This window comes from Saccharopolyspora cebuensis, from assembly GCF_039542665.1.
In the GTDB taxonomy this organism is placed as follows: Bacteria; Actinomycetota; Actinomycetes; order Mycobacteriales; family Pseudonocardiaceae; genus Saccharopolyspora; species Saccharopolyspora cebuensis.
In genome coordinates this window covers 206,177-229,985 of the sequence record NZ_BAABII010000012.1, presented here as the reverse complement: position 1 = coordinate 229,985, position 23,809 = coordinate 206,177, and the positions used below count along the sequence as shown (strand labels likewise).

Sequence of the window (23,809 nt, the reverse complement as noted above, 5' to 3'; positions counted from 1 at the left end):
CATCATCCCACCCGGGCCGGACCCCTCAGGCGCGCAGGGACGAGAACGGCTCGAACGGCAGGTTGCGGGCCACCGACCAGACGGCGATCAACACCAGGGCGACGTGCGGGGACCAACGCCACTGCTCCCACGTGCGGACTCGCCTGCCGCGCCAGCGACCCCACGCCCAGCCACCCCACGTCCACAGGAAGAAGGGGACGAACAGCACGGCGGCCGCGTTGTAGTGCACGGCGGCCGGAAGATCGCCGTGCAGCAGGCTGTAGATCATCCGGGCCGCACCGCACCCGGGGCAGTCGATGCCGAAGAGGAGCTTGAGCGGGCACGGCGGCAGCGGGAAACCCGCCTCCGAGGTGGGATCGGCGGCAACGACGACGGTGGCGATCGCCACCGCCACCACCACGCTCGCGGCGGGCGGCAGCATGGCCTTCAACCGCGTGGCGGTCACGGCTGCCCGGAGGTGATGGCGCCGCCGACGAGCCCGGCGAGGAACACGAAGTAGACCACCATGAGCACCAGGTACAGGCCCCACAGGCAGGCCCCGACGATGATGCCGATCTTGCCCCACTTCTTCGCCTCGGAAGCGGCGGCCTGCGCCTCGCCGAAACGCCCCTGCGCCCAGAGGGTGGTCACTTGCGTGGCCTTGATCAGCGACGGGATACCGAAGGGCCAGCAGACCAGCAAGCCACCGATCGCCCACCCGAGGTTGTTGTTCGGCGGCACCGGCCACCCGCCCCAGGCCTGCGGTGGGAGGTACCCGCCCGGCGGCGGTGCCGGGGCCTGCGCTGGACCGACCGGCCCCTCAGGTACCGGCGACGCACCCTCGGCGGAACGGTCATCGGTGGGCTCGCTCATGGTCCCTCCCAGGGCGAAAGGTGCACGCGGCCCGCCCCGGCGAGGGCGGACCGCGAACCTCAGTACGTCGAGCCGGACACGGCCGTGGCGAATCCGATGATGATCAGGACGACGTAGAGCAGGATCAGCAACCCGTAGGCGGCGGCACCGACGATGATACCGATCTTGCCCCACTTCTTGGCCTCGTCGGCGGCTTCCTGCGACTGCTGGAACTGGCCTTGCGCCCACAGGTTCTGCACCGAGGTCGCCTTGATCAGCGACGGGATGGCGAACGGCCAGCACAGGAAGATGGAGCCGATGCCCCACCCGATGTTGTTGTTCGGCGGAACGCCGTAGTTGGGCATTCCGTAGGGCTGCTGGCCGTACGGCGGTTGACCGTAGGGCTGCTGGCCGTAAGGCTGCTGGCCGTAGGGCTGCTGCGGGATCGGGCCCGATTGCGGGTAGCCACCCGGCTGCTGGCCGTAGGGCTGCTCGGGTTGGGGGCCCGATGGCGGGCCGTAGGGGTTGGTCACGGTGGTTCCTTCGACGTGGGAGCGGGCTCGGCCGCTGCGCGACTGCCGCGCTGCAACGTACCCGTGATGGGCGCCGGTTTCCGCCGGTTCCGGTGATCCCGGTGCGGGAGTTGTGATCAGAAACCCAGGCGGCGGAGCTGGCGCGGGTCCTGCTGCCAGTCCTTGGCGACCTTGACGTGGAGGTCGAGGTAGATCTTGCTGCCGAGCAGCTTCTGGATGTGCTGCCGGGAGCGGCTGCCGACGTCGCGGAGGCGCTCGCCGCCGCGTCCGATCACGATGGCCTTCTGGCTCTGCCGCTCGACGTAGATCACCGCGTGCACGTCGATCAGGTCGTCGCGGTCCTCGCGCGGGATCATCTCCTCGATCGACACCGCCAGCGAGTGCGGCAGCTCGTCGCGGACGCCTTCGAGCGCGGCCTCGCGGATCAGCTCGGCGATGAGGGTGGACTCGGGTTCGTCGGTGAGCTCGCCGTCCGGGTAGAGCTGCGGGCCCTCGGGGAGCTGGCGGACCAGCACGTCGGACAGCTCGTCGGTCTGGAACGAGTCCACCGCCGAGACCGGCACCAGGTCGGCGAACTCCAGCACCTGCTGGAGGTCGAGGAGCTGCTCGGCGACCCGCTCCTTGCCCACCAGGTCGGCCTTGGTGACGATGCCGACCACGGGCGTGCGGCGGGCGACCTTGGCGAGCTGCTCGGCGATGTAGCGGTCCCCGGGGCCGATCTTCTGGTCGGCGGGCACGCAGAACCCGACGACGTCCACTTCGGACCAGGTCTCGTAGACGAGGTCGTTGAGCCGGCGGCCGAGCAGCGTCCGCGGCCGGTGCAGTCCGGGGGTGTCGACGATGATCAGCTGCGCGTCCGGGCGGTGCACGATCCCGCGGATCGCGTGCCGGGTGGTCTGGGGCTTGCTGGAGGTGATCGCCACCTTCGAGCCGACCAAGGCGTTGGTCAGCGTCGACTTGCCCGCGTTGGGCCTGCCGACGAAGCAGGCGAACCCGGAGCGGTGGACATCTGCGGAGCTGGTCACCACCCCATTGTGACGGTCCCGCTCGCCTCCGGGCGCACCACCCGTCCGCGTGATGGGCGAGGGGCACCCTTGCCCAAGATAGGGCCGCTCTCGGAAAGATCTGCTCGGCGGTGCGGGTGGCGGAACCTCAGCGGCCTTCTCGCTCCGGGCGCCCTTCCTCATGTACAAGCGCGTACACGGCGTCAGGGCGTCCTCGCGAGAAGACCGCTGAGAACCCGCCGCGGTGCCGGCTGCGTGCCTCACCGCATGCGGCTCCGCCGCATTCCGAAAGGACCACATACTTGGGCAAGGGTGCCCCTCACTCACGCATCGAACGGGTGAGCGGGGGGCGTCAGTGGGTGTGCTGGAGCTCGCCGCCTGCGTCGGCGCGGAAGATCGGGGCGCCGCTGCCGAGGTCGCGCACGGCCGCCGCGGACCCGGCGTCCACGTCGGCGGCGTCGGTGACCACGGCCGCCGCTTCGAGCCCCTCGGCGCCGCTGGCCACCGCCGCGGCCACCGCGGCCTGCAACGCCGACAGCGACAGCGAGGGCAGCGCGACGGTGCACGCCGCGTAGGTGCGCCCGTCGGTGTCGCGCACCGCGGCGCCCTCGGCCGCACCGGTGCGGGCGCGCGCCGACCGCGCCAGGGTGAGGATCTTGGCGTCCTCGGGATCGAGCTCAGCCACGGGCGTTGCTTCCTTCCTTCTCCGCGACGCGCAGCGGCGACGCGTGCTCCAGCTCGGCGGTCCGGCGCACCAGCAGCGCCGTGATCCGGATCCGCCCCCGGTGGTCCTTGCCGCCCTCGGCGCGCAGCCGCAGCCCGGCGATCTCGGCCTCCGCACCCGGCAGCGGAACCCGCCCGAGCCGCTGGGCCAGCAACCCGGCCACGGTCTCCACGTCGGAGCCGTCCAGTTCCACGTCGAACAGCTCGGCGAGGTCCTGCACCGGCAGCCGCGAGCTGACCCGCACGGTGCCGTCCGGCAGCTCCTCGACCGGGCGGTGCTCCTCCAAGTCGGACTCGTCGGTGATCTCGCCGACGATCTCCTCGATGATGTCCTCGATGGTCAGCAGGCCCGCCGTGCCGCCGTACTCGTCGACCGCGATGGCCAGGTGGCTGCGGGAGAGCTGCATCTCGCGGAGCAGCTCGTCGACCCGCTTGGTGTCCGGCACGAAGGTCGCCGGCCGCATCAGCTCGGCGACGTCGGGCCCGGGCATCGGACCGGCCAGCACCGCGCGGGCCAGCTCCTTGAGGGTCACCACGCCGACGATGTCGTCCACGCTCTCGCCGATCACCGGCACCCGGGAGAACCCGGAGCGCAGGCACAGCGCCAGCGCCTGCCGGGCGGACTTGGTCTGCTCGATCCAGATGACCTCGGTGCGCGGCACCATCACCTCGCGGGCCAGCGTGTCGCCCAGCTCGAACACCGAGTGGATCATCTCCCGCTCCCCGGCGGCGACCACGCCGCGCTCACCGGCCAGGTCGACCAGCTCGCGCAGCTCGACCTCGGAGGAGAACGGGCCTTCGCGGAAACCGCGGCCCGGGGTGATCATGTTGCCGATCAGGATCAGCAACCGGGTCAGCGGGTTGAGCACCCGCGCGAGCACCCGCACCGGGGCCGCGACCGTTCCGCCGATGGCGTAGGGGTGCTGCCTGCCGAGGGTGCGGGGGCCGACGCCCACCAGGACGTAGGAGGCCACCAGCATCACCACCCCGGCCACCAGCACCGCCCACGCGTCGCTGTCGGCGACCCGCACCGCGACCAGCGTGACGAGCACGGTGGCACCCATCTCGCAGGCCAGCCGCAGCAGCAGGAGCAGGTTGACGTGCCGGGGCCGGTCGGCCAGCACCAGGGCGAGGTTCGAGGCACCGGACCGGCCCTCCCGGACCAGCTCCTCGACGCGCGCCCGGGAGGCCGTGGCGATCGCCGACTCCGAGGCGGCGAACACCCCGGCGGCCAGGACCAGCAGCACCGCCCAGATGAGCAACGGGACGGAATCGAGCCACTCCACCGCCGTCAGCCCCTCAGCTCGCGCCGGTCGACCCGCCGCGCGGGTCCGGCTCGTCGAGTCCGACCGCGCCGAGCAGCTGGTCGTCGGCGCTGCGCTGCGCCGCCAACCGGTCGGCCTCGGTCCGGGCGGTCCGGTAGTCGGCCAGGATGCGGTCCTGCAGGCCGAACATCTCCTTCTTCTCCTCCGGCTCGGCGTGGTCGTAGCCGAGCAGGTGGAGCACGCCGTGCACGGTGAGCAGCCACAGCTCGTCGAGCAGCGAGTGCCCCGCCTTGGCGGCCTGGTCCTTGGCGAACGCCGGGCAGAGCACGATGTCGCCCAGCAGCGCGGGACCGGCCCCGGCGGCGTCGGGGCGGCGCGCCGAGTCGTACTCGTCCATCGGGAAGGCCATCACGTCGGTGGGCCCGGGCAGGTCCATCCACCGCACGTGCAGGTCGGCCATCACCTCCAGCTCGACGAGCACGATGGACAGCTCGGCGAGCTGGCTGACGCTCATCCGGTCGAGCGCGAAGCGGGCGACGGAGACGATGGACGTCTCGTCGACCCCGACGCCGGATTCGTTGGCGATCTCGATGGTCATGCGCTTCCCTGCCGATGCCCGTTGCGCTGCTGTCCCGCGTCCTGCTCCGCCTGCCACCGGTCGTAGGCGTTGACGATGTCGGTGACCAGCCGGTGCCGCACGACGTCGTGGCTGTCGAGCTGGGAGAAGTGCACGTCCTCGACCTCGTCGAGGATGCCCTGCACCACCTTCAGCCCGCTCACCTGCCCGCCGGGCAGGTCGATCTGGGTGACGTCGCCGGTGACCACGATCTTGGAGCCGAAGCCCAGCCGGGTCAGGAACATCTTCATCTGCTGCGGCGTGGTGTTCTGCGCCTCGTCGAGGATGATGAAGGCGTCGTTGAGCGTCCGGCCGCGCATGTAGGCCAGCGGGGCGATCTCGATGGTGCCCGCCCCCATCAGCCGCGGCACCGATTCCGGGTCGACCATGTCGTGCAGCGCGTCGTAGAGCGGGCGCAGGTACGGGTCGATCTTCTCGTTCAGCGTGCCGGGCAGGAAGCCCAGCCGCTCCCCCGCCTCCACCGCCGGGCGGGTCAGGATGATCCGGTTGACCTGCTTGGCCTGCAGCGCCTGCACGGCCTTGGCCATCGCCAGGTAGGTCTTGCCGGTGCCCGCCGGGCCGATCCCGAAGACCACCGTGTGGTCGTCGATGGCGTCGACGTAGCGCTTCTGGTTCAGCGTCTTGGGGCGGATGGTGCGGCCCCGCCGCGACACGATGTCCAGCGTCAGGACGTCCGCCGGGGATTCGTTGTGATCGGCGGAGAGCATCGCCACGCTGCGCCGGACGATGTCCGGGTTCAGCTTGTTGCCCTTGCTCACCAGGGCGATCAGCTCGGCGAACACCCGTTCGGCGAACGCCACCTCGGCGGGTTCCCCGGACAGCGAGACCTCGTTGCTCCGGACATGGACGTCGGCGTCGAGCAGATCCTCCACGGCTCGGAGGTTCTTGTCCCGCGACCCGAGCAACGTCATCACGACGTCCTCGGGGACCGTCACCTTCGAACGTGCGGTCGCGGTCTCGGCCTGCTCTCCGGACTGGGCTGCGGCTCCACCCGCTGCGATTCCGGCCACGTGTGTTCGGGCCTGCTTTCTGCGCGTGAGCGCGGGTCGTGCGGTCAGTTCTGCCTACCACCGATGGTAGAGCACGCGTCGAGGCGGTTGCGGCCACGACGAGGCCCGGCCGATGCGCGGGACGTCACAGCTCAGCCGCCCGCGAGCGCGCCGAGCTGCTCGCCGCCGAGCAGGTGCAGGTGCACGTGGAAGATGGTCTGCCCCGCGTCGGCCCCGGTGTTGAACAGCATCCGGTAGCCGGAGTCGGCGATGCCCTCGGCTTCGGCGATCTCGCGCGCGGTGCCGATCAGCTCCGCGAGCAGCGCGGGGTCGGCGGCGGCCAGCTCCCCCGCGTCGCGGTAGCGGGTCTTCGGGATGACCAGCACGTGCGTGGGCGCCTGGGGGTTGATGTCGCGGATGGCGAGCACCCGGTCGTTCTCCCGGACGATGTCCGCGGGCACCTCGCGGTCGATGATCTTGAGGAACAGGTCGTCGCTCATGCCGCGAGGTTATCGCCTCCGGGGCGCGGTGATCGCCCGCACGTGCCACCGGATCGGAAGTGCTGCGCCGCAACCAGGTCTGGGGGCTGTCCGATTGCGGCGCAGCTCTCACCGGACCGAGGGGGGAGGTGTCCGGCGAGCACTCGGGAGCGGTGCCCGTGCGCTACCCGGTCCCGAGGTGGCCGCGGCGGCGTGGCCGCGACCCCTTCACCACGAAGCGTATCGCCGGTACACGTTCGGGCGCCATCAATCACGCGAAAGTTTTTGATCTTAGAAGGCCGCGCTGCACGCGGTGCAACCGGAACCGCCACGCAGGCCATTGGCGAAAGCGGTCCTCAGTCGCCTTGCGTGACGTTCCACCGGTCGGTGAGGACGCCGAGCGCCCCGAGGGCGACCGCCCCCGCGGTCGACGCCCGCAGCACCGACGGGCCCAGCCGCACCGGCCGGGCGCCCGCCTCGGTCAGCACCGCCAGCTCCTCGGCACCGATGCCGCCCTCCGGGCCGACCACCACCAGCAGCTCCCCGGACGCGGGCAGCGGCGCCCCGGCCAGCGGCGTCGCAGCGGACTCGTGCAGCACCACCGCGCCGTCGGCGCCGCGGACCACCTCGGCGAGCCGCTTCGTGCTCACCGGCTCGTCCACCTGCGGGGTCCACGCCCGCCGCGCCTGCTTGGCCGCCTGCGCCGCGGTGCTGCGCCAGCGGTTCAGCGCCTTGGCGCCCCGCGGTCCGTCGTCCCACTTGGCGATGCTGCGCGCGGCCCGCCACGGCAGCACCGCGTCCACGCCCGCCTCGGTGGCCAGCTCGACCGCCAGCTCACCGCGCTCGCCCTTGACCAGCGCCTGCACCAGCCGGACCCGCAGCCGGGGCTGCTCGACGTGCGCGACGTCGAGCACCGCCAGCCGCAGCGAGTCCTTGGCCGCCTCGACGACCTCGCAGCGGGCCAGGCCACCGGCGCCGTCGGAGAGCAGCAGCAGCTCCCCGGGGCGCAACCGCCGGACCGCGGCCGCGTGCTTGCCCTCCGGGCCGCCCAGCACGAACGGGCCGGTCCCGGGCAGCCGTTCGACCGCGAAGACCGGCAGCGAGGTGTCCGGCACGGCTCAGCGCTGGCCGAAGGAGCGGAAGCGGGAGAACAGCCCGCTGCGGTGACCGTTGCCGTTGGCCGTCACCGTCGGCTCCGGCTGCTCCTCGCCGCGCGCCGCCGCGAGCTGGCGCAGTAGCTCCGCCTGCTGGTCGTCCAGCCGGGTCGGCACCACCACGTCCAGGTGCACGTGCAGGTCGCCGTGGCCGCTGACCTTGCCGTTGGACCGCAGCTTCGGCAGGCCCTGCCCGGTGAGCACGTGCTCGGCGCCCGGCTGGGTGCCCGGCTCGACGCGGAGCTCCTCGTTCACCCCGCCCAGCGTCTCCAGGGTGAGCGTGGTGCCCAGCGCGGCGGCGGTCATCGGCACCTCGACGGTGCAGTGCAGGTCCGCGCCGTCGCGGGTGAACCGCTCGTGCGGCAGCTCCTCGACCTCGACGAACAGGTCGCCCGCCGGACCGCCGCCGGGCCCGACCTCGCCCTCGCCCGCGAGCCGCACCCGCATCCCGTCGCCGACCCCGGCGGGGATCTTGACGGTGATGGTGCGCCGCGCCCGGACCCGGCCGTCCCCGCTGCACTGCTGGCACGGGTCGGTGATGACCTCGCCGAAGCCGCGGCAGACCGGGCAGGGGCGCGAGGTCATGACCTGGCCGAGGAACGAGCGCTGCACCGACTGGACCTCGCCGCGGCCGCCGCAGGTGTCGCAGGTCGACGGGGCGCTGCCCGCGCGGGAGCCGCCGCCGTCGCAGGCGTCGCACAGCACCGCCGTGTCGACGGTGATGTCCCGGTTCACGCCGGTCGCGCACTCCTCCAGGGTCAGTTCCAGGCGCAGCAGGGCGTCGGAACCGGGCTGCACGCGGCTGCGCGGCCCGCGGCCGCCACCGGGGCCACCGCCGCCGAAGAAGGCGTCCATGATGTCGCCCAGGCCGCCGAACCCGGCGAACGGATCCCCGCCCGCGCCCGCGCCGGCACCGCCGCCGGAGGACATCGGGTCACCGCCGAGGTCGACGATCTGCCGCTTCTTCGGGTCGGAGAGGACCTCGTAGGCGGTCGTCACTTCCTGGAACCTCGCCTGCGCGTCCGCATCGGGGTTGACGTCCGGGTGCAGCTCCCTCGCCATCTTCCGGTAGGCGCGCTTGAGCTGCTCGGGCGTTGCGTCCTTGGCCACCCCGAGGGTCGCGTAGTAGTCCGTGGCCACCTTCTCCGTACTTCCTCTGCTCGTTCGAGTGCACCCGGTCGCGGTCAGCGACCGTCCAGGATCTCACCTACGTATGCGGCGACGGCGCGCACCGCCGCCATCGTGCCCGGATAGTCCATCCGGGTGGGGCCGACGACACCGAGACCGCCCAGCACCATGCCATCCGAACCGTATCCGGTGGACACCACCGAGGTCGTCTGCATCTCCTCGGCTTCGTTCTCCACCCCGATGCGCACGGTGACGGTCCGGGCGTCGCGGGCCGCGGCCAGCAGCTTGAGCACCACGACCTGCTCCTCCAGCGCCTCCATCACCTGCCGCAGCGAGTGCGGGAAGTCGGTGAAGTTGGCGGTGAGGTTGGGCGTGCCGCCGAGCACCATGCGCTCCTCCGGGTGCTCGACCAGCGACTCGATGAGCACGCTGGACACCCGGACCAGCGCCGAGCGCAGGTCGGCCGGCGCCTGCTCGGGCAGGTCCGCCACCGCGGCCGAGGCCTCGGCCAGCCGCTTCTCCGCCATCGCGCTGTTGAGCACGGTGCGCAGGCGGGCCACGTCGTCGTCGGTGATCACGTCGCCGAGGTCGACCATCCGCTGGTCCACCCGGCCGGTGTTGGTGATCAGCACCAGCATCAACCGGGCCGGGGTGATGGTGACGACCTCGACGTGCCGCACCGTCGACCGGGTCAGCGTCGGGTACTGCACCACCGCCACCTGCCGGGTGAGCTGGGCCAGCAGCCGGACGCTGCGCCGCATCACGTCGTCGAGGTCGACCGCGCCTTCCAGGAAGTTCTGGATGGCGCGGCGCTCGGCGGAGGTCAGCGGCTTGATCTCGTGCAGCCGGTCCACGAACATCCGGTAGCCCTTGTCGGTGGGCACCCGCCCGGCGCTGGTGTGCGGCTGGACGATGAAGCCGTCCTCCTCCAGCGCCGCCATGTCGTTGCGCACCGTGGCGCTGGAGACACCGAGGTTGTGCCGGTCGACGAGGGCCTTGGAACCGACCGGTTCCTGGGTCGACACGTAGTCCGCGACGATCGCGCGCAGCACTTCGAAGCGGCGTTCATCCGCGTTCACCGTGCCACCTCCTGTTCGTCCGGCCGACCGATCGCCCACGACCCCCGGACCGCGCGGGCCGGGAGCCGGCGGGCGGACCCTCGGCGCCACCTCCGAGTTTACGGTGTCGCACCGGCACATCATCGCTACCAGCGCAAACCGACGTCCGCGCGGACCGGGACCGACGGCTCCGCCGACGCACCGGGCGCGGGACATCCCACCGAGCATAAGGGCCATTGGTCCACCCGTTCGAGCGCCGATCCGCCGCGGAGCGCACCCGGACGACGACGGACGGTCACCCGGACAAAGCGGGTGTGATCTACGCCACACGCTATCGATTGGGACGCGGATGATCACCACCGCTGGGTTCAATGATCAGGCCCGGCGAGCTGCTCGGGCTCACCCCGAGAAGGAGAACGCAGTGTCGTACCCCATGCCCGCCGCCCCGCCCCAGAAGAACGCCCTGGCGCTCACCTCGATGATCCTCGGCATCATCGGCGTCGTGCTCAGCTTCGTCCCCGTCATCGGGATGGTGTCCTGGGTGCTCGGGCCGCTCGCGGTGATCTTCGGCATCATCGGCATCCGGAAGCAGATCGGCAAGGGGCAGGCGCTCGCGGGCCTCATCACCGGCGGGATCGCGATCGTCGTGTGCATCGTGTGGACGGTCATGACCGTCGTCACCGTGCAGCAGGTCGACCAGGACCTCCAGCAGTACAGCAGCTGCATCGAGAACGCCCAGACCCCCGACGAACTCGCGGCCTGCTGACCCGGACCAGGTGAGGGACACCTTCGTCCGACCATGCCGGATGAAGGTGCCCCTCACTCATGACCCTTCCGGGTGAGGCTGCGTCCGGTGGCTCACCCGGACGGGCGGTACCCTGCCGCGGGTACGACCGGCGGGCACCGGCCGCGGTCGCCCGCCACCGGTGCGCTCGCCGCCGAACGACCGCGCGGCGCCCGCGCCGCCCGAGGGGTGCACCGTGATCTTCAAGGACGTCCGCGACGGACGCCCGTATCCCGAGCCCCGGCTCTCCACCCGGGACTGGTCCCGCATCCCGCCCCGCCAGGTGCGGCTGGAAGACCTGGTGACCACGACCAAGGTGCTCCGGCTGGACCGGTTGCTCAGCCCCGACTCGACCTTCTTCGGCGACCTCTTCCCGCACGTGGTGCGCTGGCGCGGCGAGCTGTTCCTGGAGGACGGCCTGCACCGCGCGCTGCGGGCGGCGCTGCACCAGCGCACCGCGCTGCACGTCCGGGTGCTCGAACTCGGCTGACCGCCGTTCCGCGCGCCGCTCAGCCGATCAGCCGGGCGATCACCCCGTCGGCCAGCAACCGGCCCCGGTCGGTGAGCACGCAGCGCCCGCGGTCCAGGTCGGCGCCGCGCAGCAGCCCGTCGTCGACGGCCTGCTTGGCGGCCAGCACCCCGGCCTCGTCCAGCACGTCGGTGCGCAGCCCGGTGGCCAGCCGCAGTTCCAGCATGACCCGCTCGACGCGCCGGTCCTCCTCGGTGAGCACCTCGCGGCCCACCGCCGGGGACCGCCCCGCCGCGAGCCGCTCGGCGTAGCGGGCCGGGTGCTTGACGTTCCACCACCGCACGCCGCCGACGTGGCTGTGCGCGCCCGGCCCGGCGCCCCACCAGTCGCCGCCGCGCCAGTAGCCGATGTTGTGCCGGCACGCCGCGTCCGGTCCCGCGGCCCAGTTGGAGACCTCGTACCAGTCCAGGCCCGCACCGGCCAGCGCCGCGTCGATCATCTCGTAGCGGTCGGCGAGCACGTCCTCGTCGGGCATCGGCAGCTCGCCCCGCCGGACCTTGCGCGCCATCGCGGTGCCGTCCTCGACGATCAGCGAATAGGCCGAGACGTGGTCCACGCCCGCGTCGAGCACCGACTCCAGCGAGGCCCGCAGGTCGTCGTCGGACTCCCCCGGCGTGCCGTAGATCAGGTCCAGGTTGACGTGCTCGAACCCGGCGGCGCGGGCCTCCCGCGCGGCGGCGACCGCGCGCCCCGGCGTGTGCGCGCGCTCCAGCACCCGCAGCACGTGCGCGGCGGCCGACTGCATCCCCAGCGAGATCCGCGTGTAGCCGGCCGAGCGCAGCCCGGCGAAGAACTCCGGCGAGGTCGACTCGGGGTTGGACTCGGTGGTGATCTCCGCCCCGGCCGCCAACCCCACGGTGTCGCGCACCGCGGTCAGCACCTCCCCGAGGCGGTCGGCGCCGAGCAGCGACGGGGTGCCGCCGCCGACGAACACCGTCTCCGCGGCCGGCGGCGCCGCGCCACCGGCCGACAGCACCCGGGCGCCCAGCTCCAGCTCCCGCCGCAGCCCGTCCAGCCAGCTCCCGAAACCCGCCGAGGAACCGAGCTCGTCGGCGGTGTAGGTGTTGAAGTCGCAGTAGCCGCAGCGGGTGGCGCAGAAGGGCACGTGGACGTAGATCCCGAAGGGCCGGGACCCGAGTCCGGTCAGCGCTCCGGCGGGCAGCGCGCCGTCGTCCGGGACGGGCTCGCCGGTCGGTGGTTGAGCAGGCACATCACCACTGTCCCACCATGCGGATGGTGGTGGACCGCCCGGTGGCCGCGTGGCACGCTGACCGGCATGGGTACGACCGCGCAGGCGTTGCTGCTGGTCTCCCGCCGCTACGTGGACCTGCGGCGGGTGTGCAGCGCGCTCTGCCGCAGTTGACCCGCCGCCGCGTTCTGCATTGTCCAGTCGGCGCCGGGACCGCCGACCGGGTGAACCGTCGCAGCCGACGGAGCAGCCTGCGGCGCGCTCCGGCCCGCATCACTCCCGGAGGTCGGACCTCATGGCCCCCTCGACGGATGCCCCGAACCGTCCCGCCCGCAAGCGCAAGACCCGCGGCGAAGGTCAGTGGGCGCTCGGCTACCGCGAGCCGCTCAACGCCAACGAGCGCTCCAAGAAGGACGACAACCCGCTCAACGTCCGGGAGCGCATCGAGACCATCTACGCGCACCGCGGCTTCGACTCCATCGACCCCGGTGACCTGCGCGGCAGGTTCCGCTGGTGGGGTCTCTACACCCAGCGCGCCCCGGGCATCCCGGGCGCGCGGACCGGCACCATCGAGCCCGAGGAGCTCGACGACTCCTACTTCATGCTGCGCGTGCGCGTCGACGGCGGGGCGCTGACCACCGAGCAGCTGCGCACCATCGGCGAGGTCTCGCAGACCTACGCGCGCGACACCGCCGACATCACCGACCGGCAGAACGTGCAGCTCCACTGGATCCGGGTCGAGGACATGCCGACGATCTGGGAGAAGCTGGAGGGCGTCGGGCTGTCCACCACCGAGGCGTGCGGCGACTGCCCCCGGGTGGTGCTGGGTTCGCCGGTGGCCGGCGTCGCGGCCGACGAGGTGATCGACGGCACCCCGGCGATCGACGAGATCACCGAGCGCTACATCGGGGACCCGTCGCTGTCCAACCTGCCGCGCAAGTTCAAGTCCTCGGTCAGCGGTTCGCCGCGCTGGGACTCGGTGCCGGAGATCAACGACGTCTCGTTCGTCGGCGTCGAGCACCCCGAGCACGGCCCGGGCTACGACCTGTGGGTCGGCGGCGGACTGTCCACCAACCCGAAGCTGGCGGTGCGGCTGGGCACCTGGGTGCCGCAGGAGGACGTGGCCGAGGTCTGGCACGGCGTGGTCCGGATCTTCCGGGACTACGGCTACCGCCGGCTGCGGCACCGCGCCCGGCTGAAGTTCCTGGTCACCGACTGGGGCGCGGAGAAGTTCCGCGAGGTGCTGGAGACCGAGTACCTCGGCCGCGCGCTGGTCGACGGCCCGGCGCCGGCGACGCCCACGACCGCCCGCGACCACCTCGGCGTCCACCCGCAGCAGGACGGCAACTTCTACATCGGCGCGAAGTCGGCGGCGGGCCGGGTCAGCGGTTCCACCCTGGTCGAGGTGGCCAAGGCCGCCGAGCGGGCGGGGTCCCGCCGGGTCCGCACCACCGTCGAGCAGAACCTGCTGGTGCTCGACGTCGCGCCGGGCGAGGTCGACGGCCTGGTCTCCGACCTGGCCGGACTCGGGATGCACGCCGACCCGTCGCCGTGGCGGCGGGGGGTGATGGCGTGCACCGGAATCGAGTTCTGCAAGCTTGCCATCGTGGAGACGAAGGAACGCGCCATCGACCTGATCGGCGACCTGGAGCGGCGGCTGGCCGACATCCAGGGCGACGTGCGCGATCCGGTCACCATCAACCTCAACGGCTGCCCGAACGCCTGCGCCCGCACCCAGGTCGCCGACATCGGGCTGAAGGGCCAGATGGTGCCCGGCCCGGACGGCGCGCAGGTGCCCGGGTACCAGGTGCACTTGGGCGGCGGGCTCGCGCTCGACGCCGGGTTCGGCCGCAAGCTGCGCGGCCACAAGGTCACCTCGGAGGAGCTCGGCGACTACGTCGAGCGCCTGGTGCGCCGCTACCTCGACCAGCGCACCGAGGGCGAGCGGTTCGCGCAGTGGGTGGGCCGGGCCGAGGAGGACGACCTCCGATGAGCCGGGCGGAGCCGTTCCACTGCCCGTACTGCGGGGACGAGGAACTCGAACCGGAGGCCGAACCCGTCGGCGCGTGGCGGTGCCGGGCCTGCTTGCGGGTCTTCACCGTCTCGCTCGTCGGGCTGGCCCTGGGAGGGAGCGAGGAATGACTGCCGAGACCACCACGAACATCGGCGTCCGCCGCGGTGACGACCAGCTGCGCGCGCTGGCCGAGCAGGGCGCGCGGGACCTGGCCGAGGCCGGTGCCGAGGAGGCGCTGCGCTGGGCGGCCGAGACCTTCGGGGACGGCCTGATCGTCGCGTCCAACATGCAGGACGCGGTGCTGGTCGACCTGGCGGCCCGGGCCCGGCCGGGCGTGGACGTGCTGTTCCTGGAGACCGGGTACCACTTCGCCGAGACGATCGGCACCCGCGACGCCGTCGCCCAGGTCTACGACGTGAACATCGTCAACGCGACCGCGGAGCGGTCGGTCGCCGAGCAGGACGCCGCCGAAGGCCCCCGGCTCCACGACCGGGACCCGAACCGCTGCTGCTTCCTGCGCAAGGTCGTGCCGCTGCGCGACACCCTGTCCCGCTACGAGGCGTGGGTGACCGGGGTGCGCCGGGTGGAGGCCCCGACGCGGGCGGGCACGCCGGTCGTCACCTGGGACGACCGCAACGGGCTGGTGAAGATCAACCCGATCGCCGCCTGGTCCGACGAGGACATGGACCGCTACATCGACGAGCACGGAGTGCTGGTGAACCCGCTGGTGCCCGCGGGGTTCCCGTCCATCGGATGCCAGCCTTGCACCAACAAGCCCGCCCCGGGCGCCGATCCGCGCAGCGGTCGGTGGGCGGGCACCAGCAAGACCGAGTGCGGACTGCACGGCTGAGCCGGGACCTTTCGGAGGGACAACGTGAGCACGACCGATCTCGACATCGCCCCGGCCGACGCGGGCGCGCCGCCCCAGGTGGACAACCTGGACGCGCTGGAATCCGAAGCGGTGCACATCTTCCGCGAGGTGGCGGGCGAGTTCGACCGCCCGGTGATCCTGTTCTCCGGGGGCAAGGACTCCACCGTGCTGGTCCACCTGGCGCGCAAGGCGTTCTGGCCCGCGCCGGTGCCGTTCCCGCTGCTGCACGTCGACACCGGTCACAACTTCCCCGAGGTGCTGGAGTTCCGCGACGAACTGGTCGACCAGGACGACCTGCGCCTGGTGGTGGCCTCGGTGCAGGACTACCTCGACGACGGGCGGCTGGCGGAGCGCGCCGACGGCACCCGCAACCCGTTGCAGACCACGCCGCTGCTCGACGCGATCGGCGACAACAAGTTCGACGCGGTCTTCGGCGGCGGCCGGCGGGACGAGGAGCGGGCCCGCGCCAAGGAGCGGATCTTCAGCCTGCGCAACGCCTTCGGCCAGTGGGACCCGCGGCGGCAGCGCCCGGAGCTGTGGAACCTCTACAACGGCAAGCACCGGCCCGGCGAGCACGTCCGGGTCTTCCCGCTGTCGAACTGGACCGAGCTGGACATCTGGCGCTACATCCAGCGGGAGAAGATCGACCTGCCCGCGATCTACTACGCGCACCGCCGCGAGGTCTTCCAGCGCGACGGCATGTGGCTGACCTCCGGGCCGTGGGGCGGGCCGCGCGAGGGCGAGGCCCCGGTGGACAAGGTCGTGCGCTACCGCACGGTGGGCGACGGGTCCTGCACCGGCGCGGTGGAGTCCGAGGCGTACACGGTGGACGACGTGATCGCCGAGGTCGCGGCCTCCCGGCTCACCGAGCGCGGGGCGACCCGGGCCGACGACCGGATCTCCGAGGCGGCCATGGAGGACCGCAAGCGCGAAGGCTACTTCTGATCGACCGTTCCCGTCGCCGCGCCGCGTGACCCCGGCGGGGGACCGCTGGTCCCGCGCGCCCGGTGACGGACACGCCGCCCACCGCCCGATCGCATCACCAGGAATGGGTTCCGCAATGACCGAGACGACCACCCGCACGGCGCCGGACTCCGGTACCGAGGTGACGCTGCCCGCTCAGACCGACCTGCTGCGGCTGGCGACCGCCGGATCCGTCGACGACGGCAAGAGCACCTTGGTCGGCCGGCTGCTGCACGACACCAAGTCGGTGCTGGCCGACCAGCTCGACGCGGTGCACCGCGCCAGCGCGGACCGCGGCCTGGCGACCCCGGACCTCTCGCTGCTCGTCGACGGGCTCCGGGCGGAGCGCGAGCAGGGCATCACCATCGACGTGGCGTACCGGTACTTCGCCACCCCCCGGCGGACGTTCGTGCTGGCCGACACGCCCGGTCACGTGCAGTACACCCGCAACACCGTCACCGGGGCCTCCACCGCGCAGCTCGCGGTGCTGCTGGTCGACGCCCGCAACGGCGTCGTGGAGCAGACCCGCAGGCACGCCGCGGTGCTCGCCCTGCTGGGCGTGCCGCGCCTGGTGCTGGCCGTGAACAAGATCGACATGGTGGACTTCGACGAGTCGGTCTACGACCGCATCGCCGCGGAGTTCCGGACCCACGCGGCGGCCCTGGGCTACGCCGAGGACGCGGTGCTGACCATCCCGGTGTCCGCGCTGCTCGGCGACAACGTGGTGGAGCGCTCGGCGCGGATGCCCTGGTACACCGGCCCGTCGCTGCTGGAGCACCTGGAGCAGGTGCCGGTGGCGCCAGACCCGGAGGACGTGCCGTTCCGGATGCCGGTGCAGTACGTGATCCGCCCGCGCACCGCCGAGCACCCCGACTACCGGGGTTACGCGGGGCAGGTCGCGGCCGGGGTGGTCACCGCGGGCGAGGAGGTCGTGGTGCTGCCCGCGGGGCTGCGCACCCGGGTCGCGAAGGTGGACACCCCGGACGGCCCGGCCCCGCGCGCCGCCGCCGGGCGTTCGGTCACGCTGCTGCTGGAGGACGACTTCGACATCGCGCGCGGCGACCTCATCGCCGCCGCCGCGGACGCGCCGCGGGTCACCGACGAGCTCGACGCCACGGTCTGCTGGTTGGCCGAGAAGCCGCTCGGCCCGGGGTCGAAGGTGCTGGTCAAGCACGGCACCCGCACGGTGCAGGCGCTGGTCGAGGAGCTGACCGCCCGCTTCGACGAGCAGGCGCTGTCCAGCGTGGCGGCCCCGGATTCGCTGGCGCTCAACGAGATCGGCCGGGTGCGCCTGCGCACGTCCGAACCGCTGCCGGTGGACGACTACGCCGCGAGCCGCCGCACCGGCTCGTTCCTGGTGGTCGACCCCTCGGACGGGACGACGCTGGCCGCCGGGCTGATCGGGGTACCGCTGGCGCCGTTCGCCGCAGCCGCGGGGTGACGGCCGTGTCCGCCCCGCTGGTGGCGGTCGCGCACGGCAGCCGCGACCCGCGGTCGGCCGGGACCGTCCACGCCCTGATGGACGTGGTGCGGGCGTCCCGGCCGGACCTCGACGTGCGCACCGCGTTCCTGGACCTCTCGGCGCCCCGGCTCGGCGACGTGCTCGCCGGGGTGCACCAGGACGGCCACGACCGGGCCGTGGTGGTCCCGTTGCTGCTCGGCCGCGCCTTCCACGCCCGGGTCGACGTCCCGGCGGCGATCACCGAGGCGGCGCGGCGGTTCCCCCGGTTCGACGTGCGGGTGGCCGACGTGCTCGGGCCGGACCCGCGGCTGGACCGGGCGGCGTGGCGGCGGCTGGTGGCCGCCGGGGCCGAGGCCGACGACCCGGAGCTCGGCGTGGTACTGGCCGGGGCCGGGTCGTCGCACGCCCCGGCCAACCGGCTGGTCGACGACGTGGCCGCCCGGTGGCGGGCCGGTACCCGGTGGGCGGGCGCGGTGGCCGCGTTCGCCGCGGCGGCCGAGCCCGACGTGCCCGCGGCGCTGGCCCGGTTGCGCGCGGCCGGCGCCCGCCGGTTCGCGATCGGGGCGTGGTTCCTGGCGCCCGGGCTGTTGCCGGACCGGATCGTCGAGCAGGCCCGGCGGCACGTCGCCGACCCGCTGATCGCGGCGCCGATGGCCGACGATCCCGAGGTCGCCGAGCTGGTGCTGCACCGCTACGCCGAGGTGGCGGAGCTCGGGGCGCCCGCGCTGCTGCCGCAGGCGCTGTAGAACGGCGGCTCGGGTGCGGGGGCGCGCACCGCTTCTGGGATAGTTCTCGCGGCATCGCGCGGAAAACCCGCGCGGCGTTGCGCAAACACGCCAACCCTTCGTCATCCCCGGGCCCCCGGGGCATGATGTACCGCGTGTGAGCTGACACACCCGAAGACCGGGAGCGGCCCGGGTCCCCCGACACCCGGGTCGCTGCCGGCCCCGACTTTCCGAGGGCACACGGAGATCGGCGGCACCGATGAGCGGACAACCGCACCTGATCGCGCGCGTACTCCCGGAGTACGCGCGCAACGAGCAGGACAAGTCCTGCCACTTCTTCCCGCTCCCGGCGGGCGGCGGGCCCTTGCCGGAGAGCCTGCGCGCCTACTGCGGTTTCCACATCGCGCCCGGGGTGGCCGAGGCGCTCGAAGGCCCCGCCGGGATGCCGTGCACGACGTGCCTGGTGACGGCGACGATCTCCGGCAACACCGGCTGAGGAGCGAGCCGCACCCGGCAAGCACTGATCACGTTGCGTGTTGTTGCTGAACCCCGAGACTCACTCGGGGTGGTCATGAGAGAGTGCAATTCCAGCGTAGGGCCGGGGAACCGACCTCCCTCTGTCAACGTCGAACCCGTCAGGCCCGCTCTACCGAGTGACCGCCGGGGTGAGGGCGTTCAATGCAAGGCTGGATGAGAAGTCGGGGACAACAGCGCGAGATGAACACGCAGCAGCCGAGTCGACCGGTCATCACGCCGGCCATGCGGGAGCAGGCCGTCAAGCAGCCGAACACCTGGCTGTACGTGGTCGACCCGATATTCACGGACCCGAACGCCGAGGTGCCGCCGTGGGGCTTCATCGGCGGTTACCGGGTGGACGAGCACGGCGAGATCACCGACGACTTCTCGCCGAACCCGAACTACCGGCCCTCGCCGGTCGCGCTGCGCCTGCCCGCGCCCACCAACGACGTGGAGCGCGCGCTGCAGCTCACCACCACCGGCTACGCCCAGGGCCAGGCGCTGCTCGCCGCGCTGCTGGAAGCGGAGTTGGTGCTGTTCGCCCAGCCCCAGGGTTCCGGGCTGTTCGTGATGGACCACGAGTCCGGCCGCAAGCAGCTCCAGGTGTTCACCTCCGACGGCTTCCTGCCGCCGAACTGGACCACCTGGCAGCGGATGACCGGGCGCGCGCTGGCCGGGCTGAACCTCGCCGGGACCGACGTGCAGATCAACCCGACCAGTCCGGTCAAGGCCCGGCTGCCCGGTGAGGACCTGGTCAAGGCCGCCGCCTCGATCCCGCCGAAGGCACCGCCGCCGTCCTCGCCGGCCACCGGCGTCCCGGTGGTCCGCCAGCCGGAACCGGCGCCCGAACCCGCTCCCGCGCCCGAGGAGCCCGCGCGGTCCGGCGCCCCGGGGCCCGCCGACACCGAACTCGGTCGCCGGTTCACCGGGGCGCTGCTGGCCGCCGCGATCGGCGACGCCCTCGGCGCTCCGGTCGAGTTCTACCCGGTGGACCAGATCCGCGGTCGCCACGGCGCGAACGGCGTCACCGAGTACGACCGCGGCCACGAGCACCCCGGCGAGTTCACCGACGACACCCAGCTCCTCGCGTTCACCGTCGAGGGGCTGATCCGCGGGCACCGCGCGGTCCGCGACGGGGCGCCGTCCCCGCTGCCCGCGGTGCAGCACGCCTACCAGCGCTGGCTGCACACCCAGGGCTACGGCTGGAGCCGGGTCGCCGGACCGTTCGCCGAGACCAACCCGGAGCCGACCGGGTGGCTGATCGGCGAGCGCGAGCTGTTCGCGGTCCGCTCGCCCAACAGCACCTGCATCACCGCGCTCCGCGAGTTCGCGGCGGTCGGCGCCCCCGGCACCCTGGAGCGGCCGATCAACGAGTCCCCGGACAACTCCGGCGTGGTGCGCGCGGCGCCGGTGGCGCTGTGGTCGGACGACCCCGGCGAGGTCTTCGAGCTGGCCGCCGCGATCGCCGCGCTGACCAGTTCGGCGCCCAACGCCTACCTGCCCGCGGGGGCGCAGGCGGTGCTCGTGCGGGGGCTGCTGCGCGGCGACGCGCTGCCGGTGGCGCTCGCCGAGACCCGGCAGGTGCTGCGCCGCTACCGGGACCACGAGGACACCGACCTGGCGCTGACCCGGGCCGAGGAGCTGGCGGCCGAGGGCAAGCCCAGCCCGGAACGGCTCAAGGACGCCCTCGGCGGCGGCTGGGCCGGGCACGAGGCGCTGGCGATCGCGGTGTGCGCGGTGCTGTCCACCGACAGCGTCGCCGCCGCGGTGATGCTGGCGGTCAACCACTCCGGCGACAGCGACTCGACCGGCGCGATCTGCGGTGCCCTCGCCGGTGCGCTGCACGGCGTTTCCGCGCTGCCCGGCGTGTGGCTGCGCGACCTGGGCCAGCGCGAGCTGATCGAGGCGCTGGCCGCCGACGCGCTGCGGGAGTTCGGCCCGAACCCGCCCGCCGACGAGGCGTGGGCGCGGCGCTACCCCGCCGAGCAGGACCGCTCGGAGATCGACTTCACCTCGGCCCCGCCGCTCGCCTCCGCCGCAGCGGACCCGCCCGAGCCGGCCGAGGCGGACGTGACCGCCGCGATCACCGTCGAGCCGACCGAACCCGCCGAGGACCCGGCGCCCGCGGACGCCGCCGAACCCGCACCGGCCGAACCGGGGCCGGAGCCCGTCGAGGCCGAACCCGCCGAGCCCGCGCCCGCACCGGTCGAGCCGGAGCCCGTCGAGGAGGCGCCCGAGGCCGAGGCGCTCGTCGGTGAGCCGATCGGCGAGGACCAGCTCGACCCCGCCCGGGTGCGCGCCCGGCGCATCCACGGCTTCCTGCTCGGCGGCGCGGTGGGCGACGCGCTGGGCTACCCCATCGAGGACGACGACCTGGCGGCAATCCGGCGCAAGCACGGTCCCGACGGGCTCGCCGACTTCGTCGACGCGGCCCGGCCCGGCGGCTCGATCAGCGACGACACCCAGATGACGCTGTTCACGCTGGAAGGGCTGATCCGGGCCAGCATCCGGCGGCGCCGCTTCGGCGAGCACGAGCCCGGGACCCAGGTGCAGCACGCCTACCAGCGCTGGCTGCACACCCAGGGCTTCGACTGGCGGGACGCGGGCGGGCCGCTGGCCGCGACCCCGCCGGACGGCTGGTTGATCCGGTGCAAGGGCCTGTTCGTCCGCCGCGCTCCGGGCAAGACCTGCATCCAGGCGCTGCACGGCTACGCCACCGGCACCCCGCGCGGCTCGTTCACCCACCGGCTCAACGACTCCAAGAGCTGCGGCGGCGTGATGCGCGCCGCCCCGGCCGGGTTGTGGTCCGACGACCCCGCCACGGTCTTCCAGGTCGGCTCCCTCACGGCGGTGCTCACCCACGGCCACCCCAGCGGCTACCTGCCCGCCGGCGCGCTCGCGGTGATCGTCCAGCAGCTCGTCGCGGACCGGTCGCTGCCGGAGGCGGTGGACCGGGCGCTCGGCGAGCTGTCGTCCTGGGACGGCCACGAGGAGACCACCGCGGCGCTGCGCGCGGCCGTCGACCTGGCCACCAGCGGTGCGCCGACCCCGGAGGAGCTGCACGAGCGGCTCGGCGAGGGCTGGTTCGGCGAGCAGGCGCTGGGGATCGCGGTGTGCGCCGCGCTGGCCCGCCCGGACTCCTTCGCCGATGCGGTGCTGCTGGCCGCCAACCACTCCGGCGACAGCGACTCCAGCGCCGCGATCTGCGGCAACATCATGGGCGCCGCGCTGATGCCGGAGGCGATCCCGCAGCCGTGGCGCGACGGGCTGGAACTGCGCGAGGTCATCGAGGAGCTCGCCCGGGACGCCGTCGAGGAGTTCGGCCCGAACCCGCCGACGACGCCGGAGTGGTGGGAGCGCTACCCGGTCGGCGAAGCCGAGCCGGAGCAGCCGGAACCGGCTCCCGAACCGGTGTCCGAGCCCGCCGCCGTCGCGGAAGCCGCAGCGATGCCCGAGCCCGCCGCGATGCCGGAAGCCGCGATGTCGGAAGCCGCGGTGCCGGAACCCGCCCCCGCGCCCGCCGCGGTGCCGGAAGCCCCGGTGCCGGAACCCGCCCCCGCGCCCGCCGCGGTGCCGGAAGCCGCGGTGCCGGAGCCCGCCGAGCCGGAGCCCGCCCCGGCGGGAGCGGTCGCCCGGCCGGTGCCCGCCGACGTCGCGGACGATCCCGACGAGGGCCTGTCCGACGAGGAGGTGCGGCTGCTGGCGGCGTGGCGGAAGTTCCGCGACGGCGAGGAGGGCACCTCCGCCGAGCTGAGCCAGGGCCTGAACAAGCTCCTCGTCGAGGCGTTCGGCGAGGACCGGGCGGCGCAGCTGCTCGGCGAGGCGGCGGCCGACGAGGTCCAGGGCGCCGGTCTCCCCGCGGAGGAGCAGGTGCGGCTGGACCGCCAGGAGCGGTTCACCGGGTGCGTGCTGGGCGCCGCCGTCGGCGACGCGCTCGGCGGGCCGTGGATGTTCTCCGACCTGCGCGCCGTGCTGCGGGCCAACCCCGAGGGCGTGCGGGAGTACGCCGAGTTCTTCGGGCGGCGCGGCACCGCGACCTCGCTGTCCCAGCAGGGCGCCTTCGTCCTGGAGGCGATGATCCGGGCCGTGCTGCGCACCGCGCTGCGCGGCGTCCCGGCGCACCACCCGTCGATGGTGCTCACCTCGTTGCAGCACTGGCTGCACACCCAGGGCGTGCCCGCCGAGCCCGCGCGGCGCGCGCCGCTGGCCGAGCGGGACGTGCTGCGCGCCCAGCGCTTCCCGGACGAGACCACGCTGAGCGCGCTGGCCCGCTGGGCGGACCGGCGCGACGCCCCGACGCCGGCCAACCCGCCCAACGCCGCGCGCACCGTCGCCGCGACGGTGCGGGGTCCGGTGCTGGGCTTCGCCGCCGCCGACCCGGCGCAGGCGATCGGCTTCGGCGCCGAGATGGCGGTGGTCACCCACGGCCACCCGGACGGCTACCTGCCGGCGGGGGCGCTGGCGGGGCTGATCGCCGCGCTGGACGACGGCCGCACGCTGGCCGAGAGCGTGCGCACCGTGCTCGCCGAACTGGACCAGTTGGAGGGGGCCAGCACCACCGCGGAGGGGTTGCGCTCGGCGCTGGAGCGGGCCGGGTCCGGTCCGCTGTCACCGACCGCGCTGGAGGAGCTCGGGCTGGGCTGGAGCGCCCCCGAGGCGCTGGCCATCGCCGTCGCCGCGGCGCTGTCGCACCCCAACTCGTTCCTCGACGCGGTCTCGCTGGCCGCCACCCACTCCGGCAACAGCGCCGCCACCGCGGCGATCTGCGGTGCGCTGCTGGGCGCCGCGCGCGGGGCGGGGGACATCCCGGCGGAGCTGTCGGCGGGCCTGGAACTGCGCCCGGTGCTCGACGAACTGGTCGCGGACCTGCTCCGCGCCCGCACCGAGGTCGTCACCGATCGGGAACCACCGGAGTGGGCCGGGCGTTACCTCGGATGACAGCCCCTCGGACCGCA

The 23,809-nt window shown here is 73.4% G+C and carries 23 protein-coding genes; 10 read left to right on the top strand and 13 right to left on the bottom strand.

The window, feature by feature from the left end; translation table 11 throughout:
- Positions 1–25: 25 nt before the first annotated feature.
- From ABD976_RS18435 to hrcA, 12 genes are all read right to left on the bottom strand, one after another.
- The gene (locus tag ABD976_RS18435; RefSeq protein ID WP_345364800.1) at positions 26–445 is read right to left on the bottom strand and encodes a DUF2752 domain-containing protein; all 420 of its coding nucleotides are present in this window, start codon (positions 443–445) and stop codon (positions 26–28) included.
- Positions 442–852, bottom strand: a complete 411-nt coding sequence (locus tag ABD976_RS18430) for a CD225/dispanin family protein (RefSeq protein ID WP_345364798.1) — start codon at positions 850–852, stop codon at positions 442–444. The genes ABD976_RS18435 and ABD976_RS18430 overlap by 4 nt, the downstream gene beginning before the upstream one ends.
- 59 nt (positions 853–911) lie before the next feature.
- Complete coding sequence (locus ABD976_RS18425) at positions 912–1,364, bottom strand: CD225/dispanin family protein (protein ID WP_345364796.1); 453 nt, start codon at positions 1,362–1,364, stop codon at positions 912–914.
- 116 nt (positions 1,365–1,480) lie between these two features.
- Entirely contained in the window at positions 1,481–2,389 is a 909-nt protein-coding gene (gene era / locus ABD976_RS18420) for a GTPase Era (RefSeq protein WP_345364794.1), read from the bottom strand.
- Positions 2,390–2,720: 331 nt separating this feature from the next.
- Positions 2,721–3,053, bottom strand: a complete 333-nt coding sequence (locus ABD976_RS18415; RefSeq protein WP_345364792.1) for a cytidine deaminase — start codon at positions 3,051–3,053, stop codon at positions 2,721–2,723.
- Entirely contained in the window at positions 3,046–4,377 is a 1,332-nt protein-coding gene (locus ABD976_RS18410; RefSeq protein ID WP_345364790.1) for a hemolysin family protein, read from the bottom strand. Before ABD976_RS18410 ends, ABD976_RS18415 begins: the two co-directional genes overlap by 8 nt.
- 13 nt (positions 4,378–4,390) lie before the next feature.
- The gene (gene ybeY / locus ABD976_RS18405) at positions 4,391–4,954 is read right to left on the bottom strand and encodes an rRNA maturation RNase YbeY (protein ID WP_345364788.1); all 564 of its coding nucleotides are present in this window, start codon (positions 4,952–4,954) and stop codon (positions 4,391–4,393) included.
- Complete coding sequence (locus tag ABD976_RS18400) at positions 4,951–6,003, bottom strand: PhoH family protein (protein WP_345364787.1); 1,053 nt, start codon at positions 6,001–6,003, stop codon at positions 4,951–4,953. Before ABD976_RS18400 ends, ybeY begins: the two co-directional genes overlap by 4 nt.
- Positions 6,004–6,134: 131 nt before the next feature.
- Positions 6,135–6,482, bottom strand: coding sequence for a histidine triad nucleotide-binding protein (locus ABD976_RS18395; RefSeq protein ID WP_345364785.1), 348 nt, complete (start codon positions 6,480–6,482; stop codon positions 6,135–6,137).
- Positions 6,483–6,817: 335 nt separating this feature from the next.
- Positions 6,818–7,576, bottom strand: coding sequence for a 16S rRNA (uracil(1498)-N(3))-methyltransferase (locus ABD976_RS18390; protein ID WP_345364783.1), 759 nt, complete (start codon positions 7,574–7,576; stop codon positions 6,818–6,820).
- A gap of 3 nt (positions 7,577–7,579) precedes the next feature.
- Positions 7,580–8,755 carry a molecular chaperone DnaJ gene (gene dnaJ, locus ABD976_RS18385; protein WP_345364781.1) on the bottom strand — a complete coding sequence of 392 codons (1,176 nt, stop codon included), beginning with the start codon at positions 8,753–8,755 and terminating at the stop codon, positions 7,580–7,582.
- Positions 8,756–8,799: 44 nt separating this feature from the next.
- The gene (gene hrcA, locus ABD976_RS18380) at positions 8,800–9,822 is read right to left on the bottom strand and encodes a heat-inducible transcriptional repressor HrcA (protein WP_345364779.1); all 1,023 of its coding nucleotides are present in this window, start codon (positions 9,820–9,822) and stop codon (positions 8,800–8,802) included.
- Between the two features lie 400 nt (positions 9,823–10,222).
- On the opposite strand from hrcA, the gene ABD976_RS18375 reads away from it, so the two are divergent.
- Both ABD976_RS18375 and ABD976_RS18370 read left to right on the top strand, forming a co-directional pair.
- Positions 10,223–10,567, top strand: coding sequence for a DUF4190 domain-containing protein (locus ABD976_RS18375; protein ID WP_345364777.1), 345 nt, complete (start codon positions 10,223–10,225; stop codon positions 10,565–10,567).
- Positions 10,568–10,781: 214 nt separating this feature from the next.
- Positions 10,782–11,075 (top strand): type II toxin-antitoxin system VapB family antitoxin, encoded by a 294-nt coding sequence (locus ABD976_RS18370; protein WP_345364775.1) that lies wholly within the window; start codon positions 10,782–10,784, stop codon positions 11,073–11,075.
- A 19-nt stretch (positions 11,076–11,094) separates the two neighbouring features.
- Here the strand turns inward: ABD976_RS18370 and hemW are convergent, their stop codons facing one another.
- Positions 11,095–12,324 carry a radical SAM family heme chaperone HemW gene (gene hemW, locus ABD976_RS18365; RefSeq protein WP_345364773.1) on the bottom strand — a complete coding sequence of 410 codons (1,230 nt, stop codon included), beginning with the start codon at positions 12,322–12,324 and terminating at the stop codon, positions 11,095–11,097.
- Positions 12,325–12,598: 274 nt separating this feature from the next.
- Between hemW and ABD976_RS18360 the strand changes: the two genes are divergently transcribed.
- The 8 genes from ABD976_RS18360 (at position 12,599) to ABD976_RS18325 (ending at position 23,792) form a co-directional block, all read left to right on the top strand.
- Positions 12,599–14,296, top strand: a complete 1,698-nt coding sequence (locus ABD976_RS18360) for a nitrite/sulfite reductase (RefSeq protein WP_345364771.1) — start codon at positions 12,599–12,601, stop codon at positions 14,294–14,296.
- Positions 14,293–14,445: an eL43 family ribosomal protein gene (locus ABD976_RS18355; RefSeq protein ID WP_345364769.1), complete on the top strand. Its 153-nt coding sequence runs from the start codon at positions 14,293–14,295 to the stop codon at positions 14,443–14,445. Before ABD976_RS18360 ends, ABD976_RS18355 begins: the two co-directional genes overlap by 4 nt.
- Positions 14,442–15,167 carry a phosphoadenylyl-sulfate reductase gene (locus ABD976_RS18350; RefSeq protein WP_345364767.1) on the top strand — a complete coding sequence of 242 codons (726 nt, stop codon included), beginning with the start codon at positions 14,442–14,444 and terminating at the stop codon, positions 15,165–15,167. Before ABD976_RS18355 ends, ABD976_RS18350 begins: the two co-directional genes overlap by 4 nt.
- A gap of 45 nt (positions 15,168–15,212) precedes the next feature.
- Entirely contained in the window at positions 15,213–16,133 is a 921-nt protein-coding gene (gene cysD, locus ABD976_RS18345) for a sulfate adenylyltransferase subunit CysD (protein ID WP_345365042.1), read from the top strand.
- Between the two features lie 115 nt (positions 16,134–16,248).
- Positions 16,249–17,592 carry a sulfate adenylyltransferase subunit 1 gene (locus ABD976_RS18340; protein ID WP_345364765.1) on the top strand — a complete coding sequence of 448 codons (1,344 nt, stop codon included), beginning with the start codon at positions 16,249–16,251 and terminating at the stop codon, positions 17,590–17,592.
- A gap of 5 nt (positions 17,593–17,597) precedes the next feature.
- Positions 17,598–18,359 (top strand): sirohydrochlorin chelatase, encoded by a 762-nt coding sequence (locus ABD976_RS18335; RefSeq protein ID WP_345364763.1) that lies wholly within the window; start codon positions 17,598–17,600, stop codon positions 18,357–18,359.
- A 238-nt stretch (positions 18,360–18,597) separates the two neighbouring features.
- Positions 18,598–18,834: a hypothetical protein gene (locus tag ABD976_RS18330; RefSeq protein WP_345364761.1), complete on the top strand. Its 237-nt coding sequence runs from the start codon at positions 18,598–18,600 to the stop codon at positions 18,832–18,834.
- Between the two features lie 221 nt (positions 18,835–19,055).
- Positions 19,056–23,792, top strand: a complete 4,737-nt coding sequence (locus ABD976_RS18325; protein ID WP_345364759.1) for a type VII secretion system-associated protein — start codon at positions 19,056–19,058, stop codon at positions 23,790–23,792.
- Positions 23,793–23,809: the final 17 nt, after the last annotated feature.

Coding starts and splice junctions, on each gene's coding strand:
- ABD976_RS18430 (WP_345364798.1), bottom strand. CDS start 852: ATGAGCGAGCCCACCGATGACCGTTCCGCCGAGGGTGCGTCGCCGGTA.
- ybeY (WP_345364788.1), bottom strand. CDS start 4,954: ATGACCATCGAGATCGCCAACGAATCCGGCGTCGGGGTCGACGAGACG.
- ABD976_RS18395 (WP_345364785.1), bottom strand. CDS start 6,482: ATGAGCGACGACCTGTTCCTCAAGATCATCGACCGCGAGGTGCCCGCG.
- ABD976_RS18360 (WP_345364771.1), top strand. CDS start 12,599: ATGGCCCCCTCGACGGATGCCCCGAACCGTCCCGCCCGCAAGCGCAAG.
- ABD976_RS18355 (WP_345364769.1), top strand. CDS start 14,293: ATGAGCCGGGCGGAGCCGTTCCACTGCCCGTACTGCGGGGACGAGGAA.
- ABD976_RS18350 (WP_345364767.1), top strand. CDS start 14,442: ATGACTGCCGAGACCACCACGAACATCGGCGTCCGCCGCGGTGACGAC.
- ABD976_RS18340 (WP_345364765.1), top strand. CDS start 16,249: ATGACCGAGACGACCACCCGCACGGCGCCGGACTCCGGTACCGAGGTG.
- ABD976_RS18330 (WP_345364761.1), top strand. CDS start 18,598: ATGAGCGGACAACCGCACCTGATCGCGCGCGTACTCCCGGAGTACGCG.
- ABD976_RS18325 (WP_345364759.1), top strand. CDS start 19,056: ATGAACACGCAGCAGCCGAGTCGACCGGTCATCACGCCGGCCATGCGG.